At 63.9% G+C, this 15,694-nt stretch carries 11 protein-coding genes; 3 read left to right on the plus strand and 8 right to left on the minus strand.

What is annotated here, in order from left to right; genetic code table 11:
- Positions 1–17: 17 nt before the first annotated feature.
- The 3 genes from SK1NUM_RS13075 to SK1NUM_RS13085 all read left to right on the plus strand — a co-directional run bounded on the left by SK1NUM_RS13075 (position 18) and on the right by SK1NUM_RS13085 (position 4,902).
- A complete protein-coding gene (locus SK1NUM_RS13075; protein ID WP_212322871.1) occupies positions 18–1,934 on the plus strand; it encodes a vWA domain-containing protein in 1,917 nt (638 codons plus the stop codon).
- 165 nt (positions 1,935–2,099) lie between these two features.
- Positions 2,100–3,422: a hypothetical protein gene (locus SK1NUM_RS13080; protein ID WP_212322873.1), complete on the plus strand. Its 1,323-nt coding sequence runs from the start codon at positions 2,100–2,102 to the stop codon at positions 3,420–3,422.
- A 535-nt stretch (positions 3,423–3,957) separates the two neighbouring features.
- The gene (locus tag SK1NUM_RS13085; RefSeq protein ID WP_212322874.1) at positions 3,958–4,902 is read left to right on the plus strand and encodes a hypothetical protein; all 945 of its coding nucleotides are present in this window, start codon (positions 3,958–3,960) and stop codon (positions 4,900–4,902) included.
- 50 nt (positions 4,903–4,952) lie between these two features.
- Here SK1NUM_RS13085 and SK1NUM_RS13090 read toward each other — a convergent pair whose 3' ends face one another.
- The 8 genes from SK1NUM_RS13090 to SK1NUM_RS13125 form a co-directional block, all read right to left on the minus strand.
- Positions 4,953–6,530 carry an ArnT family glycosyltransferase gene (locus tag SK1NUM_RS13090; RefSeq protein ID WP_212322876.1) on the minus strand — a complete coding sequence of 526 codons (1,578 nt, stop codon included), beginning with the start codon at positions 6,528–6,530 and terminating at the stop codon, positions 4,953–4,955.
- Complete coding sequence (locus tag SK1NUM_RS13095; RefSeq protein WP_212322878.1) at positions 6,527–7,819, minus strand: glycosyltransferase; 1,293 nt, start codon at positions 7,817–7,819, stop codon at positions 6,527–6,529. The genes SK1NUM_RS13090 and SK1NUM_RS13095 overlap by 4 nt, the downstream gene beginning before the upstream one ends.
- A gap of 514 nt (positions 7,820–8,333) precedes the next feature.
- A complete protein-coding gene (locus tag SK1NUM_RS13100; protein WP_212322879.1) occupies positions 8,334–9,413 on the minus strand; it encodes a winged helix DNA-binding domain-containing protein in 1,080 nt (359 codons plus the stop codon).
- A 57-nt stretch (positions 9,414–9,470) separates the two neighbouring features.
- Complete coding sequence (locus tag SK1NUM_RS13105) at positions 9,471–10,808, minus strand: NAD(P)/FAD-dependent oxidoreductase (protein WP_212322881.1); 1,338 nt, start codon at positions 10,806–10,808, stop codon at positions 9,471–9,473.
- 102 nt (positions 10,809–10,910) lie between these two features.
- On the minus strand, positions 10,911–12,257 hold the full coding sequence (locus SK1NUM_RS13110) for a flavin monoamine oxidase family protein (protein WP_212322884.1): 1,347 nt from the start codon (positions 12,255–12,257) through the stop codon (positions 10,911–10,913).
- A 66-nt stretch (positions 12,258–12,323) separates the two neighbouring features.
- On the minus strand, positions 12,324–13,751 hold the full coding sequence (gene thrC / locus SK1NUM_RS13115; RefSeq protein WP_212322887.1) for a threonine synthase: 1,428 nt from the start codon (positions 13,749–13,751) through the stop codon (positions 12,324–12,326).
- A gap of 49 nt (positions 13,752–13,800) precedes the next feature.
- Entirely contained in the window at positions 13,801–14,733 is a 933-nt protein-coding gene (locus tag SK1NUM_RS13120) for a hypothetical protein (RefSeq protein WP_212322890.1), read from the minus strand.
- A complete protein-coding gene (locus tag SK1NUM_RS13125) occupies positions 14,730–15,689 on the minus strand; it encodes an ABC transporter ATP-binding protein (protein ID WP_223927606.1) in 960 nt (319 codons plus the stop codon). Before SK1NUM_RS13125 ends, SK1NUM_RS13120 begins: the two co-directional genes overlap by 4 nt.
- Positions 15,690–15,694 lie beyond the last annotated feature (5 nt).

Below are 15,694 nucleotides of genomic sequence, written 5' to 3' on the forward strand. Positions count from 1 at the left end.
AGCAAGGAGGTAAGCCGATGACCCGATCCCACCGCATAGCAGCAGCCTGCGGGGCCATGCTGCTGGCCTCCATCCACTGCCCCGCCCCGACTGTCTCCTACGCAGACGATGCCCCGCCCAAGATCTTGCTCATGCTGGATGCCTCCGGTTCGATGAAGGACCCCGACCCCTCCGGCGGCAGCAAGATGGACGCCGCCAAGAAGGCGCTCACCCACAGCCTCGACGCCATTCCCGCCAATGCCCAGGTGGGTCTCAGGGTCTACGGGGCGGACAACGACGGCGGCAGCAGCTCAGGGGCGTGCACCGACTCCCGGCTGGCCCGTCCGGTCGCCGCGCTCGACAAGTCCGGCTTGACCAGCGCCATCAATGAGTTCCAGCCCCGCGGCGACACCCCCATCGCATACTCCCTCAAGGAGGGTGCCAAGGACCTGGGGGATGACGGCAAACGGCATATCATCCTCGTCTCCGACGGCGAAGAGACCTGCTCGTCCGACCCCTGCCAAGAGATCCGGGAACTAGTGGCAGGAGGCATCAGCCTCCAGATCGACACCGTCGGATTCGGCGTTGAAGACAAAGCCCGCCAGCAGCTGAGCTGCATCGCCGAGGCGGGCGGCGGTTCCTACTACGACGCCCAGGACGCCGGCGCCCTGGACTCGACCCTCCAGCACCTCAGCACCCGCACCGCCCGGCCCTACACAGTGGCGGGAACTCCGGTGCACGGCACCGCCACCAAAGAGGAAGCACCCACCCTGACGGCAGGCCAATACACCGACGTGTCGAAGCCGGCACAACCCAAGAATGATGACCGGTACTACCGGATCAAACGGCAGTGGAAAAACTCCACCATCCGCGTCAGCGCGGTGTCCCGGATGCCAGGAGTAGGTTTAATGGACTCCATCGTCAGAGCTAACTGGAGTTTTGAGCTGTCTACCCCCGACGCCACGACATGCAGCAAATCAATGACTGGCGCCGCTGATAGCGATAAAGCCGGGGTCATGATGTCAGCAACCATGCTCGCACTCCAGCGGGACCCCCACAAGGAAACACCAAGCTCCGAGGAGACGAAATGCGCCGAGGCCGACGAACTGGTCTACAAGGTGAGTCGCCCCAGCGCCTCACAAGACAAGAACGAAAACCCCTTTGAGATCCGGGTACTGGAGGAACCACCCGCCGACAACGCCGACCAGCTCCCGGCCGGGATCTCCGAGGTCCCCCAGGCGAATTCAGATTCAGTCACCTCGCCAGCCTCCGGCACCCCCCAAGCGATCGTAGGGGGAGCCAGCTTCAATGACGCCACCGAGCTGCCTTCAGGAACCTACAGCACCGAGGTGATCCCAGGCGAGAAGCTCTTCTTCAAGACCCGGATCGACTACGGCCAGCAGGGCATCTTCTCCCTGGATAGCCTAGAGCTCTCACAGGCATCCATAGCCAACGCCCCCGGCATCGGCGAGTCGGCTTCCGTGGCATCAGATGTCTATGCCCCAGATTTCACCAAGATGAACTCCTCCGATAAGAAGTCGACTGAATATTTCGTTTCCGAGAAAAATGGAGTAGCCCATCCGGAGCCGACAATCAATCAGGTACCCGAGGTGCGCTTCCGGAACCGTTGGGACTCACCCACGATGTCTGACGACAAGAGCCAGGGATTCTCGATGGGTGGCTATTACTATTATGTTCTTGGTCTCGCCCCGGACAAGTTCTTGAAAGGCCAGCCTGGGAAGATCAACTTCTCCATCAAGGTCTCCGGCGACGCCGCTGGGCAGCCGACATCTACAATCTCACCCTCCCCCAACGAAAACGGCGAGGACACATCGCGATACCACGTCGCGGATCCCACGAAGCGGTTGCTGTTTGCCACGGGCGGCGGGCTGGTGGTATTCGGCTGCGGCGCAGCGATCTACGCGCTGCTGCGGCGCCGGCGTCGGAACATGTGACTCGGGACGCTGATGAATTGCCGGACACACCGAGCGCCGAGAGCCCAGCGCGAGTTATTGTGCAGGGTACAGCAGCATCACCCGCCCAGAACCAGACCGGCCTGCGCTGGGGATTCGCAGTAACAGGCTCCAGTGCGTAACTACACATAAGCGAAAGGGAGACGGATGAGCCTCTTGCGTCGTCTGCTCGCCACTAGCGGAGCTCTACTGCTGGTCTCTGCCAGCGGGTCAGTCATGCCCCCAGCCCACGCGGATGACCCCACAGACAAGCCGGTACACGGCACCTCCGAGCAGGCTAACGCCCCCATGCTCACTGCGGGCCGTTACACCGACGCCTCCCCTGCCTCAGACCCGAAGAAGACAGAACTGCACTACCGGGTCAAACGGCAGTGGAAGAACTCGTCAATCCGGGTAAACGCCATCGTCCAGAAACCCGATGAAGGTGGCTCAGCATCTAATGGTGGAACTGTCTGGCGTTTCGAGCTATCTACTCCCAATGATGAGCTGTGCGATTCCTCAAGCGGGAATGCCGTTGATCGTGAGAAACCCGGACTTCAGTTATCAAAAACCCTGCTGGCGCTCCAGCTGGATCCCAAGAAGACCAGCCCAGAGGCAACGGAGAAAGTCTGCGCCGGAGCCGATGAGCTGATCTACAAGGTGGGGGTGGAGCGCTTCCCCGGGGCGAAAGGGGAGATGCCCTTCGAGATCCAAGTGATCGAGGAACCCCCAGCCGAGAACGCCGATCAGCTCCCGGCCGGAGTCCCCGAGGTGCCCAAGGACGGCTCCAGCTCACCGGCTCCCAAGGGCACCGACACCCCACAGCCAGTCACCGGGGGAACCAGCTTCGATGACGCTGTGGAACTGTCCTCGGGATCCTACGCCGTCCAGGTGACGACGAACGAGAAGGTCTTCTGCAAAACCCGGATCGACTACGGCCGCCAGGGCACCTTCTCCCTCGACCAACTGGAGCTCTCACAATCGCTGATAAACCAAGCCGGGAATCTCACCATGGTGAACGTGATACCTGACGTCTATGCCCCGGATTTCAGCCAGATGAACTCCAATAAGTCATCTGGAGTCAGCAATTATTCCGTCTCCATGGAGTCTGGGGTAGAGCAGAAGGATCCCGTGATCAATCAAGTGCCCGAGGTGCGATTCCGGAATCGCTGGGACTCACCCACAATGTCTGACGACAAGAGCCGGGGGTTCTCGATGAGCGGGTACTATTACTACGTCCTGGGCACAGAGAGCACAGCCCAGTTCCTGAAGGACCAGGCCACGAAGATCTACTTCTCCATCAACGTCGCAGGTGATGTCACCGGCCAGCCGACGACAACAGCCACCGCCTCCCCCACCGGCGGCACCGCCTCACAGGATGACCAGTCAGCAGGCACGTCCACAAAGCTGGGGCTCCTCGTCGCCGGCAGCGGCCTGGTGGTGCTCGGCGGCGGCGGGGTGACCTACACGCTCCTGCGACGCCGGGGCTAACGCCGCTTAGAGCGAGGCCCTGCCACAACTCCTGCGGATCGCCACGCCAGGCACTGTCTTCCCTATACCGGTCCGGGTTATTGTGCATGAAGTCTTCGAGTGGGACTGCCCGCCGGAGGCGGCCAACCAACACTGGAGATTCGCAAGAGCAAACTCCAGTCTTCTGTACATAGCGAAAGGGAAATGGATGAGTCTCTTGCGCCGAATATTAGCCACCGGCGGAGCTCTACTGCTGGTCTCCGTCTGCGGACCACCCACGCCCCTGGCACACGCGGACGGCTCCACAGAAAAACCAATAAGCGGCACCTCCGAAAGCGCCAGCGCCCCTATTATCACGGCGGGTGAGTACGGTGATAAATCGCAGGGCTCGGACTCAGATAAAACAGCATTGTATTACCGCGTCAAAAGGCAGTGGAAGAACTCGACGATCCGGGTCAACACCGTCGCTCGCATGTCCAAGTCGGACTACTCAAAATATGGCGATAGAGGCATTTGGCATTTTGAGCTGTCGGCCGGTGACGAACAATGCGGCTCTGTGGGCGGGGACAGCATCCAGGACAGGAAGACGGGGACTCTGGTCTCGCAGACCCTGCTGGCACCCCAGCTGGATCCCAAGAAGGCCAGCCCGGACCCGAAGGAGAAGGCCTGCGCTGAAGCCGACGAGCTGATATACAAGGTGGAACGCCTGCCCGGGACCGGCGGTGAGAGGCCCTTCGAGATCCGGGTAGTCGAGGAGCCCCCAGCTGACAACGCCGATCAACTCCCAGACGGGATTTCCGAGGTGCCCGACAATAAATCCGGTTCGTGGTCCTCCCCGGCCTCAGGGACTCCCCAGCAGGTCACCGGAGGCCTTGGCTTCGATGACGCCGTCGAGATCTCCTCAGGGACCTACAGCACGGAGGCGCCCGCGGGGAAGAAGATGTTCTTCAAGACACGAATCGGCTACGGCCAGCAGGGACTCTTCTCCCTCGACAGCCTGGAGCTCCCGCAGAGGGTGATCAACAACGCCAAAGAGACGAGCGTGGCATATGTGGCATCCGACATCTATGCCCCGGATTTCAGCCAGATGAATTCCTCAGCGGTAACGGCCACCAGATTCCCCTTTTCTGAGAAGACGGGCGTGGTCCAGCAGAAGCCAGAGTTCAGAGTGGTCCCTGAGGTGCGGTTCCGGAATCGCTGGGATTCGCCCGCAATGTACTTCGGCGAGAGCCGGGGATTCTCTATGGACGGGTATTACTACTATGTGCTCGAGATGGGGAGCACACACAGCTCCCTGGATGGGATATCCGCAAAGATCAACTTCTCCCTCAATGTGTCAGGGGACGTCTCCGGCCAGCCGAGAACAACAGCCACCGCCTCCGGTGGGGGCACGCCCTCCGCAGAGGACTCCACGAAACTGGGGCTCCTCGTCGCGGGCAGCGGCCTGCTGCTGCTGGGAGGCGGAGGCGTGACCTATGTGCTGCTACGCCGCCGGCGCTGAGGACTCGTCATGGGGAGGGCGGGAACCAAGGTGGGCCCCTGCGGAGCAGCTCAGTGGCTCACCTTGTACACCTCAAGTTCGTCGAACCGCGCTACCAGCGTCGCGTGATCCAGAGCACCACTGACGGTGGCGCGCTGTCGGTATGTCTCCTGCCGCAGCGGCAGGGTCAGCACCACGTAGTCGATGTCTCTCCAACCGTTGGTCAGATAGCTGTCAACCTCGGTGTCACTGTTGGGTTTCTGGTACCAGATGACGTTCTTGCGGGGACGGCCCGCGATGATAAGGTCGAACCACAACGAGTTGTCAACGATCGTTATGTCGTCGGCTGTGGTGTTTGCCAGCAGCCATTCTTTGGCCTGCCGATACTGGGACACCTTGTCCTCGACAAGATACTTCTGACTCTTAGTCACGGCCAGACCCGCCGTCCCCGCCACCGCGGCGGCAAGCACAACGATCAGGCCCGCCCGCACGGCCCGGCCCACGCGCAGCTTGCGCAGTAACGCCAGCAGCCGAGCGGAGCACAACGCCACCGCCAGCGCCGAGGGCCAGATGAGACCCACCGGGTAGGGACCTGGCAGGTATCCGCCCCTCACCACCACTGCCCACAGCACAGCCAGCAGCAGTGAGAGTGGCCGGAGACGAGACCATCTGACGATCAGCAACGCGGCCACCACCCCGGCAAGCAGCACGATGCCGTCCGTCTCAAGCCACGACGCAACCTTGAGCGCCACGTCGCTGGTCGGGTCGAAAATCGACCCCGATGACTCGCGCGACACCAGCTGCCAGCGCAGAGCCCACTCCAGCGACAAATGCCCTGGGCCATCGAACAGCTCATTCTTCATGAGGGCGAAAAGTATGTATGCCAGCCCCATACCGGTGACGAGCCACAGATAGATCGGCACCACATAGCGACGGTGCGACCGGGCCGATTGCAGTAGCGACCAGAAGATGGCCGGGGCGAACAGCAGAGTCGTCTCTTTGGTGAGCACCGCACAGGCCAGCAGGATCGCGCTGACTGCGAAACGTGACAGCCGTTGTCGCCTGTCAAGTGCCAGCAGCCAGGCACCCAGCAGGAAAGGGGTAGCGATGTTGTCCAGCAGCACCAGCCGGCCCCAGTCCATCATCACTGGCGACGTGCTGAACAACACCGGCGCAATCACGGCTGCCCAACGTGGTGCGGACAACCGCCGCGCCAGCGCATACAGCAGGACGCACGACATCACGTGCACCACCAGCATCGCGATCCGTCCAGCAACCCACTCGTCTATGCCGAACAGCCGGAACGGCTGGTTCCAGGCTGCCAGCAGCATCCATCCCAGCGGGGGATGGTCGTACCAGTACGTGTAGTGCGACAACTCACCGTGAGTCGCGAGCGCCCACGCCTGCGAAACGTAGGTCCCTTCGTCGTCGAACGGCATGGGCGAGCGCAGCATATTCCAGGCGTGCAGCACAGCCGAGCCAATCAGCACCGGAAGCAGCCATATGAGGTCACGTACCGCTCTCTTGGACAGTCGCACTTTGCGGCGTGCTGGTGGCTCCTCCGAGACCCGCTCGTACAGGTCAGGCTCCAGCTCAGCCAAGGTCTGGGATTGGGCAAGTCGTTCCAACTTCACAGCCGCCGGTTTCATGCGAGTTCCCGTTCCTGCTGGCTTCCGCGCTCCTGCTCCGTCGCTGGAGCTTGCAGATGCGCTCCGATATGCGCCGTCTTCTCCCACGAGATGCGCCCAAAGGCCATGCGCCAGCACGCCCGTACGGCAGCGAATATGAGCAACGCCTGGTATGGCGCCAGGCCAATCAGCAGGAACAGATAGTGACGGATCCCAGGTCGCCGCCCCACGATCTGCCCCAGGTCATGCAGCCCAACGCACTCCACAAAAAGCGTCGCGAGCATCGGCAGGATGGGCATGAAAGTCAACAACGACCACCCGTCTGGCAAGGGTATGAAAAACATTGACCCCAGCGACAGCAACAGCAATGGGCCCGAGAACGCAATCAGGAAGGGAGTCAGCAGCGTGACCACAGCCAGCATCCGCTGCGATCGTTCTGGAAGCCGCCGCCACTCCCCCTTGCGCAGCACCTGGATGAACCCCTGATTCCATCGCGTGCGCTGTTTGATGAACTGCTTTACGGTGACCGGCGCTTCTTCACGCGTAACTATTTCTGGATCATATATTACCGAGACGGGCAAGCCATGACTTGATAATCGCACCCCAATCTCACAGTCTTCGGCAAGGCAGTCGGAATCCCACCCGCCAAGTTCGCACACAACCCGGCGGCGCATAAAGACCGTGTTGCCGCCAAGGGGAATGAAGTCATGCTCCCCCTGGAAAACCAGCCTGCTGCGGAACCAGAAATAATATTCTAGCGTGTTACGTAGCGTGTACCATTTCGACCAAAAGTTAACCAACTGCACACCCGCTTGAACGGCGGCCGACCGGTCCTCAAGCATGGTGCGCTCCACCGCTCTCAGCAACCCAGGGTGCACGACATCCTCAGCATCGAAGATGCCAATCACGTCACCACGGCTGTACTCCAAGGCCGTGTTGAGGGCTTTGGGCTTCGACTTCTCCTCGTGATAGTCGACGATCACCCGGATTATCCCTGGATGGCGGGCTGCAGCCTCCTCCGCCACCTGGGCGGTGCCGGGGTCGTCATGACCGACGATGACCAGAACCTCGTAGTCAGGATGGTCAAGCGAGGCCAGGCCATCAAGCGTGGCCCCGATTACCGCTTCCTCGTGCCGAGCCGGCACGAGGAGAGTAAACGAGAGCTTGCCCTCAGGCGCGGCACCCGAGGCTACGGGCCGGTGATAGTCCCGCCACGCCCAAAGCATCGCCCCAAGAGTAAATGTCGACAGCACAAACAAGTAGCCTGATGCCAACACCACAAGAAGCCACAGAACAATATTTACAGACACGGCCAGAACCTCCCAGACCAAGTCACCGGGACGGGTGCGCCCCGAAAGAATCCGGAGTCAAGCACCGATTAATAGTTCTGCCGACCCCCCTTATAAAGCATCAGCTTAAACACTGCAATCCCGGAGCGCAACCCTCCAGCGGCCGACACGGCACAAATACCTCATAACGCCTAGTCAACAATTAATTCACAAGCGAACTTCGGACTGGATTAGGCGACTGCAGGCCGCTCTCACAGCACGCTCCGCACCTGCTCAGAGCTAATGGAACACTCCAGCCTGAGTCCCGTTCCCGAGTCGCCGCCACAGAGGGAGGAACATTCATGCCCATAGGTTAATTGACCTTGGCGAACAGCGCCACCACCTCAAATATCACCTATGAATACGCCTCACCGTCAAGGTTTACTTACCTTGAAGCGATATGGATTTCATGAAAACCGTCGAAAATGGGTTTTCCAGTAATGCCCACAAACCCCATGGTTCTCCGCTCTAAAGCACCGGGGGCAGGCCCAAGAGTTCACTCTGTCAGGAATGGCCACGACCTGAATGCCTTCTCGAAACCTGTGATCGCCCGGTTGGAGAGGCGGATGAAAGGGGTCAGCTCCAGGTTCCTGCGTCCCGGGGCGCCTTTGCGCTGCCAGCTGCCCACCACCCGACCGCCCGCCACCGCGCTACGTCGGAAGAAGCCATTGTTGCCGGGGACCAGCTTGCGGTGGTCGGCCTCGGTCAGGGCGAACAGGCGGTCCTGGTAGCCCAGGATGAACTCGTCGAAGTCCGGCAGCAGGATCGGGCGCGACGCCCGCCTCCCCATCGTCGCCATCTCGTCGGCCAAACCGTTCCTCTGGTAGCGGGGTTCGTCACCGGGCAGCTCCTCAAACTGGTCTCTGACCAGGGGAAACGCCCGGCGGATCTGCCCGAGCGGCAGCTTCGACCACCAGGAGAAGTCCCGGAGCGTCGCGGGGCCGTGGGTCTCCAGGTAGCGACGCAGCAGCTCCGCGCAGGCGGCGTCACGGTCACCGTTGAAACGCCCCTCCAACCCGGAGTCCTGCGGCAGCCAGTGCTCGGCGAGGACAACGTGCTGGTCGCCGTCGACGACGGGGCCGTAGCACAGCGTCCCAGAGGCGATGTGCTGAAAGGTCAGGTGGTAGTTCGCGCCGTTTGCCTCCAACAAGCCAGCCTGCTTCCAGCAAGCATGCAGGTGTGCGCGGGAGCGGGGCCCAGCGGCCAGCTCCTCGGCGGCGATGGCAGCGGAGCGCTCCACGTGCCCTGTACCGATTCCACGACTCTTGATAATGCGCGACGATTCCCGCAGCGACTTCTCCGCGCACAGCTCTGTGATCCACCGCAGGTCCGCGGTGGCGGTGAGGAAGACGGTGCCGCGCATCGGGTAGCCGCGTACGATCTCGCCGCGGCCGCAAGCCTCCAGGACCGCGGCGATGCCACCGTCGCTGCGCAGTGCGATCGACGCCAGCACACCAGGCAGGTCCTGGCCCTGCTGTGCGCCGAACGCGGCAGCAGCGTCGACGGGCCGCTCCCAGCGACGGATCACCAATCCCTGGGACACGAGCCGCGCCCGGCCCAGGGCTGCGTCAACCACATCTCACTCCGACTAGCAGGAATCGTCACGCGTCACGACCGGGGCCACCCAGAATCCCTAGTCCTGACCGGCTAGCAGACGGGCGCTGGTCCCCTCGCCGAGTTTCTCCAGGGCTAGGCGGCCAACCATCTGCTGGTTCGTCGTGACCCGCTCCGACCGGCCACGGGTCAGGAAGCTGACGAACCAGTGCAGCAGCGTCGACATCCGCTGCTTGAAGCCCGCGATGTAGAGCAGGTGCAGCACCAGCCACGCCGCCCAGGCTGGATAGCCGGTGAACTTGATCTTGCCCATGCTGACGACAGCCGAGAACCGGGAGATCGTCGCCATCGATCCCTTGTCCTTGTACTTGAACGGGGCCTGCGGACGTGCTCCGGCCAGCTCGCCACGGATGGCGTTCGCGACGTATTTCGCCTCCTGGATGGCGCCCTGCGCCACACCCGGCACGCCGTCGAGTGCCGCCAGATCGCCGATCACGAACACCTCAGGGTGTCCCGGCAGGGTGAGGTCCGGCTGCACTTTCACGCGTCCCGCCCGATCGGTCTCAGCGCCCGTCTGCTCCGCGAGCATCGCGCCCAGCGGGTTCGCGGCCACCCCGGCGGCCCACACCTTGCACACCGATTCAACCCGCTCGGTGGAGCCGTCCTTGCGTTTGACGGTGAAGCCCTGCGAGTCGACCTCCGTGACCATCGCCTCCGTCCAAATCTCCACCCCTCGCTTTTCCAGCGACCTGCGCGCCGACCCGCCGAGCGCCTCGCCGAAGCTGGGAAGCACCAGCGGACCGCCCTCGATGAGGATGACCCGGGCCTGTTTCGGGTCGATGCGGCGGAACTCGCCGACGAGAGTCTTCGACGCCAGCTCCCGGATCTGCCCGGCCATCTCCACCCCGGTCGGCCCCGCGCCGACGACGGCGAACGTCAGGAACCGGGACAGGTCCTCTCCCTCCGGGGCGAGTTCCGCCAGCTCGAATGCCCCGAAGATCCGGGCCCGCAGCTCCAGCGCGTCGTCGATGGTCTTCATGCCGGGCGCGTAGCGGGCGAAGTGATCGTTGCCGAAGTACGACTGCCCGGCGCCAGCGGCGACGATCAGCGTGTCGTACTCGGTGACCTGCTCAAGCCCGTGGAAACGCCAGCGCACCTGCTTGGCCTCCACGTCGACCCCCTCCACGAGACCGAGCTGCACCGTCACGTTCCTGTTCTTGCGCAGCACCTCGCGGGTGGCGGGGGCGATCTCGCCCTCCGACAGGATGCCGGTCGCCACCTGGTAGAGCAGGGGCTGGAAGAGGTGATGGGTGGTTCGCGCTATCAGCGTCACCTCGACGTCAGCACGTTTGAGGGCTTTCGCCGCGAACAGACCACCAAAACCGGAACCAATTATCACAACACGATGCTTGCGCATATCAGCATTGTGGCAGGGACAAGCGGTTTAATGCCAACTTGGCGCAGTGTTTCTCTCAGCAGTGCGCCTTTCGAATATACAGCACTCTGCTCCTGGCCGCGCTCAGATCAAGGCCAGGGCGACGGTGGCCGCCACCTCCTCGGCCGAGCGGACGGCGCCCTCCATGTAGCCGTTGAACTTGGTGGAGTATTCCGCACCAGCCCAGTAGAGGCAGCCGTCGGGGGCCGCCAGGACGGGGCCGCTGGAGGTCCAGATCCCGGGTGCGAAATGTGCCCCGTGGCAGCCCCTGGTGTACTGCTCGGCCGTCCAGTCCCGTTCGACGTACTCGACGGGCTTGGCGGCCTCGCTTCCGAAAGCCCGGATGGCCGACTCGATGAACGCGCGCTGCCGGTCCTCAAAGGGACGGGCGGCCAGGGAGCCGGCCTCGTTGCCCTCGAAGAACCCCATCAGCAGGCCGCGTTCCGAGGCGGCCAGGGTTGTGTCAAAGGTGACGCGAACCGCCCCCTCATCAGAGCTCGACTGGCCTGACAGCCCGCGCTCCCGCCAGAACGGCGTCTCGTAGACCAGGTACGCCTTGATCACATTGCCGGGCGCCACCCTCTGAGCGACGTCGAGTCTCCACTGCGGCAGCGGGGGGTCGTATTCCAGGGCGACGGCCAGGCGCGGCGGCAGGGTCGAGATCACGGTCCGGGCCTCTATAGTCTCGCCCGAGGCGAGGGTCACCGACGCCACGTCCCCGTGTCCGATCCTCGTGACGGCGTTCCCAAGCCGCACGGCGTCCCCCAGATCCGCGGCGAGTGCCTCGCAGAGAGCGGCCATACCGCCGTCCACCCGCTGCTGGTTGAGTCCGCCATTGTTCGCGATCATCGTCTCCAGGCTTGGGCCGGAGTTGATCTGCCTCAGCCCCTCCAGCAGCGTCGCATCTGGGGCCATCGTCCCGAAAGCCGCCTCGTAGACCTCCCCGAACCGCGCCTGCGCCCCGCCCGTGCGTAAATTGGTCCGCACCCAGCGTCGCAGGTTCTGCTGCAGCCAGGCCTCGTTGGCGGCCACCCAGGCGGGGTCATCGGCCAGCCGGTGGGCGAGACGCCGCAGCCTCAGCAGGCCCTGGCTGAGATCAGCCACCTCGAACGGCGTCAACTCCTCACCGTCCTGGGCGGAGGGCACTTCCAGCAGCCTCCCATGGACCCGTACGACCAGGTTGCCCTGTGCGGGGATACCGATGGTCCGCAGCCCGTAACGCTCAACCAGGTCGAAGATGGCGTCGTGCCCGGCGCCAATCCATTGGCCTCCCAACTCCACATACTGACCGTCAGCGAGAACCCCATTCTCGATACGCCCCCCGACACGATCCCGGGCCTCGAGCACGACGACACCGAGCCCTCGGTTCCGCAGATCGCGAGCAGCCACGAGGCCCGCTAGGCCAGCCCCAATGATGGCGCAGTCCAGCATGTTTCCTCCCTATGAACCGGCATGCTCCTTGATGAACCGGCATGAGATCTCTCAGCCTACAAGGCCTCATCCGGCGTGGGACGGCACCCCCTCGATGGCCTGCCGGACCGCTCCGATGTGGGCCGGGATCCGCTTCACGTGCCGCGGGAGGTCCTCCAGGCCGGCGAAACGGTCGGGGCGCGGCGGCACGATGCCTATCGCCTCGGTAATGGTCTGGGAGAATTTCACAGGCAGCGCGGTCTCCAGCACCACGACGGGGCCGGTCACCTGGCCAGAGGCCAGGAGCTGCCGGGTCACGTGCACCGCATCGGCGGTGTGCGGGTCGATCAGCACCTGGCTGTCCTCCCAGGCGCTGCGGATCTCGGTCAGCCGGTCGGCGTGGGAGGAGGAACCGGAGACGAAACCGAACCGGGCACGATCCTCGCCGGACAGATCGATCCGGCCGGTTTCGGCCAGCTCCCGGCCGAACAGGTCCGCGACCCGCGCCCCGTCGCGTCCCAGAAGGTCGGCGACGAACCGCTCGAAGTTCGACGCCTTGGAGATGTCCATCGACGGCGAACTGGTGGCATGTGTCTCGCCAGCGCCCCGGATCCGGTAGACGCCGGTGCGGAAGAATTCGTCGAGGACGTTGTTCTCGTTGGTGGCCAGCACGAGGTTCGCGATGGGAAGTCCCATCTGCCGGGCGATGTGCCCGGCGGCTATGTTGCCGAAATTGCCTGAGGGAACCGCGAACGAGACCGGTTCGCCGTCGCTGACCTGCAGCCAGGCCGCGAAGTAGTAGACGATCTGGGCCATCAGCCGCGCCCAGTTGATCGAGTTGACGGCACCGACGCGGTGGCGTTGCTTGAAGCCGGCGTCGGCGTTGACCGCCTTGACGAGGTCCTGGCAGTCGTCGAAGACGCCCTCGACGGCGAGGTTGACGATCCCGGGGTCGTCGATGGAGTACATCTGGGCCTGCTGGAATGGCGTCATGCGATCCGCCGGCGACAGCATCACCACCCGTATCCCGGGCTTGCCGAGCAGCGCGTACTCGGCAGCCGACCCGGTGTCGCCGGAGGTGGCGCCGAGGATCGTCAGATGCTCGCCGCGGCGGGCCAGCTCGTAGCTGAACAGCTCCCCCAGCAGCTGCATCGCCATGTCCTTGAACGCAGCCGACGGTCCGTTGCTGAGATGCGCCAGCCGCATGTCATCCGCAAACCGAGTGACGGGCACAATCGCCGGGTCCAGGAACTTCTCAGGGGCGTAGGCGCGGTCACAGATGGCACGCAGGTCGCCAGCGGGAATGTCGTCGGCGAACAGAGAACAGACCTCGAAGGCGAGCGCCGCGTAACCCTCCCCAGCGAGCACCTCCCGCCACCTGGCGAGGGTGTCAGGCCCCACCTGCGGGTATTCGACGGGAAGGTACAGGCCACCGTCCGGGGCTAGGCCCTCGAGGAGGATGTCACTGAAAGCCCTCGTGGTGTGGTCGGTGGCACGGGTGGAGACGTATCGCACAGGCAGCAATCCTACCGGGCGGCGGCTGGTCGCAGCCGTGCTCAGGACCCTAGGTGAGAATGTCGCGGCGTGAGAAGCTGACCGCCGCCCAGATCCCGAACACCGCCAGCCAGAAGAGCGCGTATCCGAGGGAATACCCGTAGCTGAGGGTTGAGCTCTGGGCATGCAGTGTGAGGTCGGCGCCGTAAATGCCCTGGGTCCATTCCCCGTTGATGAGACTGCTCAGGTTCGTGGTCGGCAGGAAACCGGCCACCTGGCCGAGGGGCCTGGAGGTTCCAAGGAGCTGGGATGCCACCAGGCCTGCGGAGATCAGGACCCATGTTTTCACCGTCGACGCCAGCGCCATCGTCACCATCGCGGCCATCGCGGCCAAGACCAGGCCAGCCAGCAGGCAACGTCCCAGCTGGGCTGCCAGTTGCGGCCCCGCGACCAGTTCACCGGCATCATGCAGGAGCAGGAAGGCGAACACATTCATCAGTATCGCCGCCCCGGACCAGCAAGCCATCAGGCCGGCGCCTCCGATGGCAGCGGTTATGCCCTTGGCCCACAGCAGCGGCAGCCGTCTCGGGGTGAAGGTCAGCTGGGTGCCGATCGATCCGGTGGTGAACTCGGAGCCGACCATCACCGTGATCAGGACCACGACCGCGAACAGCCCCACCAGCGACGTCGACCTGAGGGTCGCGATGGCGAGCTCCTCGAAGTTCAGCTGGGGACGCAGGAAACCCTCGACTGTGATGTTCACGGGGAGGGATGAGCAGCCGGCGGTCGGCACCCCCGACCCGCAGGCGACGTCGAGGTTGATCTGCGCATCGTTGGACTGCCGCCGGGCCTCGTCCCAGTCGAGGGCGGTGTAGGGCTTGGTGTTCTCAGCCATCCCGGCCCCAGCCCAGCAGCCGATCGCAAGCCCGATGACGGCGACCGCCAGCAGCACCCGGCTGCTGAGCATCCTCAGTAGCTCAGCGCGCAGTAGGTTCTGCATCATGCGGCCCTCCCCTGGGTGGTGGTGAGGCCCTCGTCCGCAGTCAGCTCCAGGAACACGGATTCGAGGCTGGACCGTCTGAGGCTCAGGTGCGTCGGCCACAGGTCAGCCTCCCCCAGACACCGGGCGACGGCGGCCGGGTCGAGGCCCTCGTCGCGGGTGACACGCAGCTGCCCGGCGGCGAGCTGGCAGCCGAACCCGGCCTGCCGCAGCACCTCGAACGCCGCTGGCAGATCGCCGATCTCCACCATCACGTGCTCGGAATCGTCGTGCAGGAACTCCTCCAGCTCCCCCGCGGCAATCACCCGTCCCCGCGCCATGATGGAGACCGAGTCGGCGATCTGCTCGATCTCTCCCAGCAGATGGCTGGAGACGATGACCGTGCGGCCTGCGTCACCGAGCGCCCTGATGGTGGTGCGGATCTCATGGATGCCGGCAGGGTCCAGGCCGTTGGTGGGCTCGTCGAAGATCAACAGGTCGGGTTCCTTCAGGAGGGTGGCGGCGATCGCGAGCCGCTGCCTCATGCCCAGGGAGCTGGTGTTGAAAGCCGTCTTGGCACGGCCCCGCAAGCCGACCTCCAGCAGCACCTGCGTCACACGGCGTCTCGGCACCCCCGTCGAGGCGGCGAGGACCTCGAGGTTGCGCTGCAGGCTCATGGAGGGAGTGAATTTGGGGCTCTCGACGATGGCTCCCACCCGGTCGATCACCTCGGGCAGCCCGGACGGCACCTCGTGGTCGAAGATGCGCATCTCGCCACGGTCCGGCCGGATCAGCCCAAGCAGCATCCGGATGGTGGTGGTCTTGCCGGAGCCGTTCGGGCCGAGCAGCCCATGGACGCCACCCACGGGAACGTTCAGGTCGAGTCCTGAGACGGCCTGGATGCGCCGGAATTGCTTCGCGAGACCACGGACCTGCACCGCCCATGCAGCAGGAGTCCGTTTCCACCGTTGCTCGGTCATACGCA

Origin of the sequence: Arachnia rubra (assembly GCF_019973735.1) — a bacterium.
In the GTDB taxonomy this organism is placed as follows: domain Bacteria; phylum Actinomycetota; class Actinomycetes; order Propionibacteriales; family Propionibacteriaceae; genus Arachnia; species Arachnia rubra.

Bases quoted from the DNA above. Each gene is read 5' to 3' on its own strand.
- SK1NUM_RS13110 (WP_212322884.1), bottom strand. From the start codon at position 12,257: ATGCTGGACTGCGCCATCATTGGGGCTGGCCTAGCGGGCCTCGTGGCT.
- SK1NUM_RS13120 (WP_212322890.1), bottom strand. From the start codon at position 14,733: ATGATGCAGAACCTACTGCGCGCTGAGCTACTGAGGATGCTCAGCAGC.
- SK1NUM_RS13075 (WP_212322871.1), top strand. From the start codon at position 18: ATGACCCGATCCCACCGCATAGCAGCAGCCTGCGGGGCCATGCTGCTG.
- SK1NUM_RS13090 (WP_212322876.1), bottom strand. From the start codon at position 6,530: ATGAAACCGGCGGCTGTGAAGTTGGAACGACTTGCCCAATCCCAGACC.
- SK1NUM_RS13105 (WP_212322881.1), bottom strand. From the start codon at position 10,808: ATGCGCAAGCATCGTGTTGTGATAATTGGTTCCGGTTTTGGTGGTCTG.
- SK1NUM_RS13080 (WP_212322873.1), top strand. From the start codon at position 2,100: ATGAGCCTCTTGCGTCGTCTGCTCGCCACTAGCGGAGCTCTACTGCTG.
- SK1NUM_RS13125 (WP_223927606.1), bottom strand. From the start codon at position 15,689: ATGACCGAGCAACGGTGGAAACGGACTCCTGCTGCATGGGCGGTGCAG.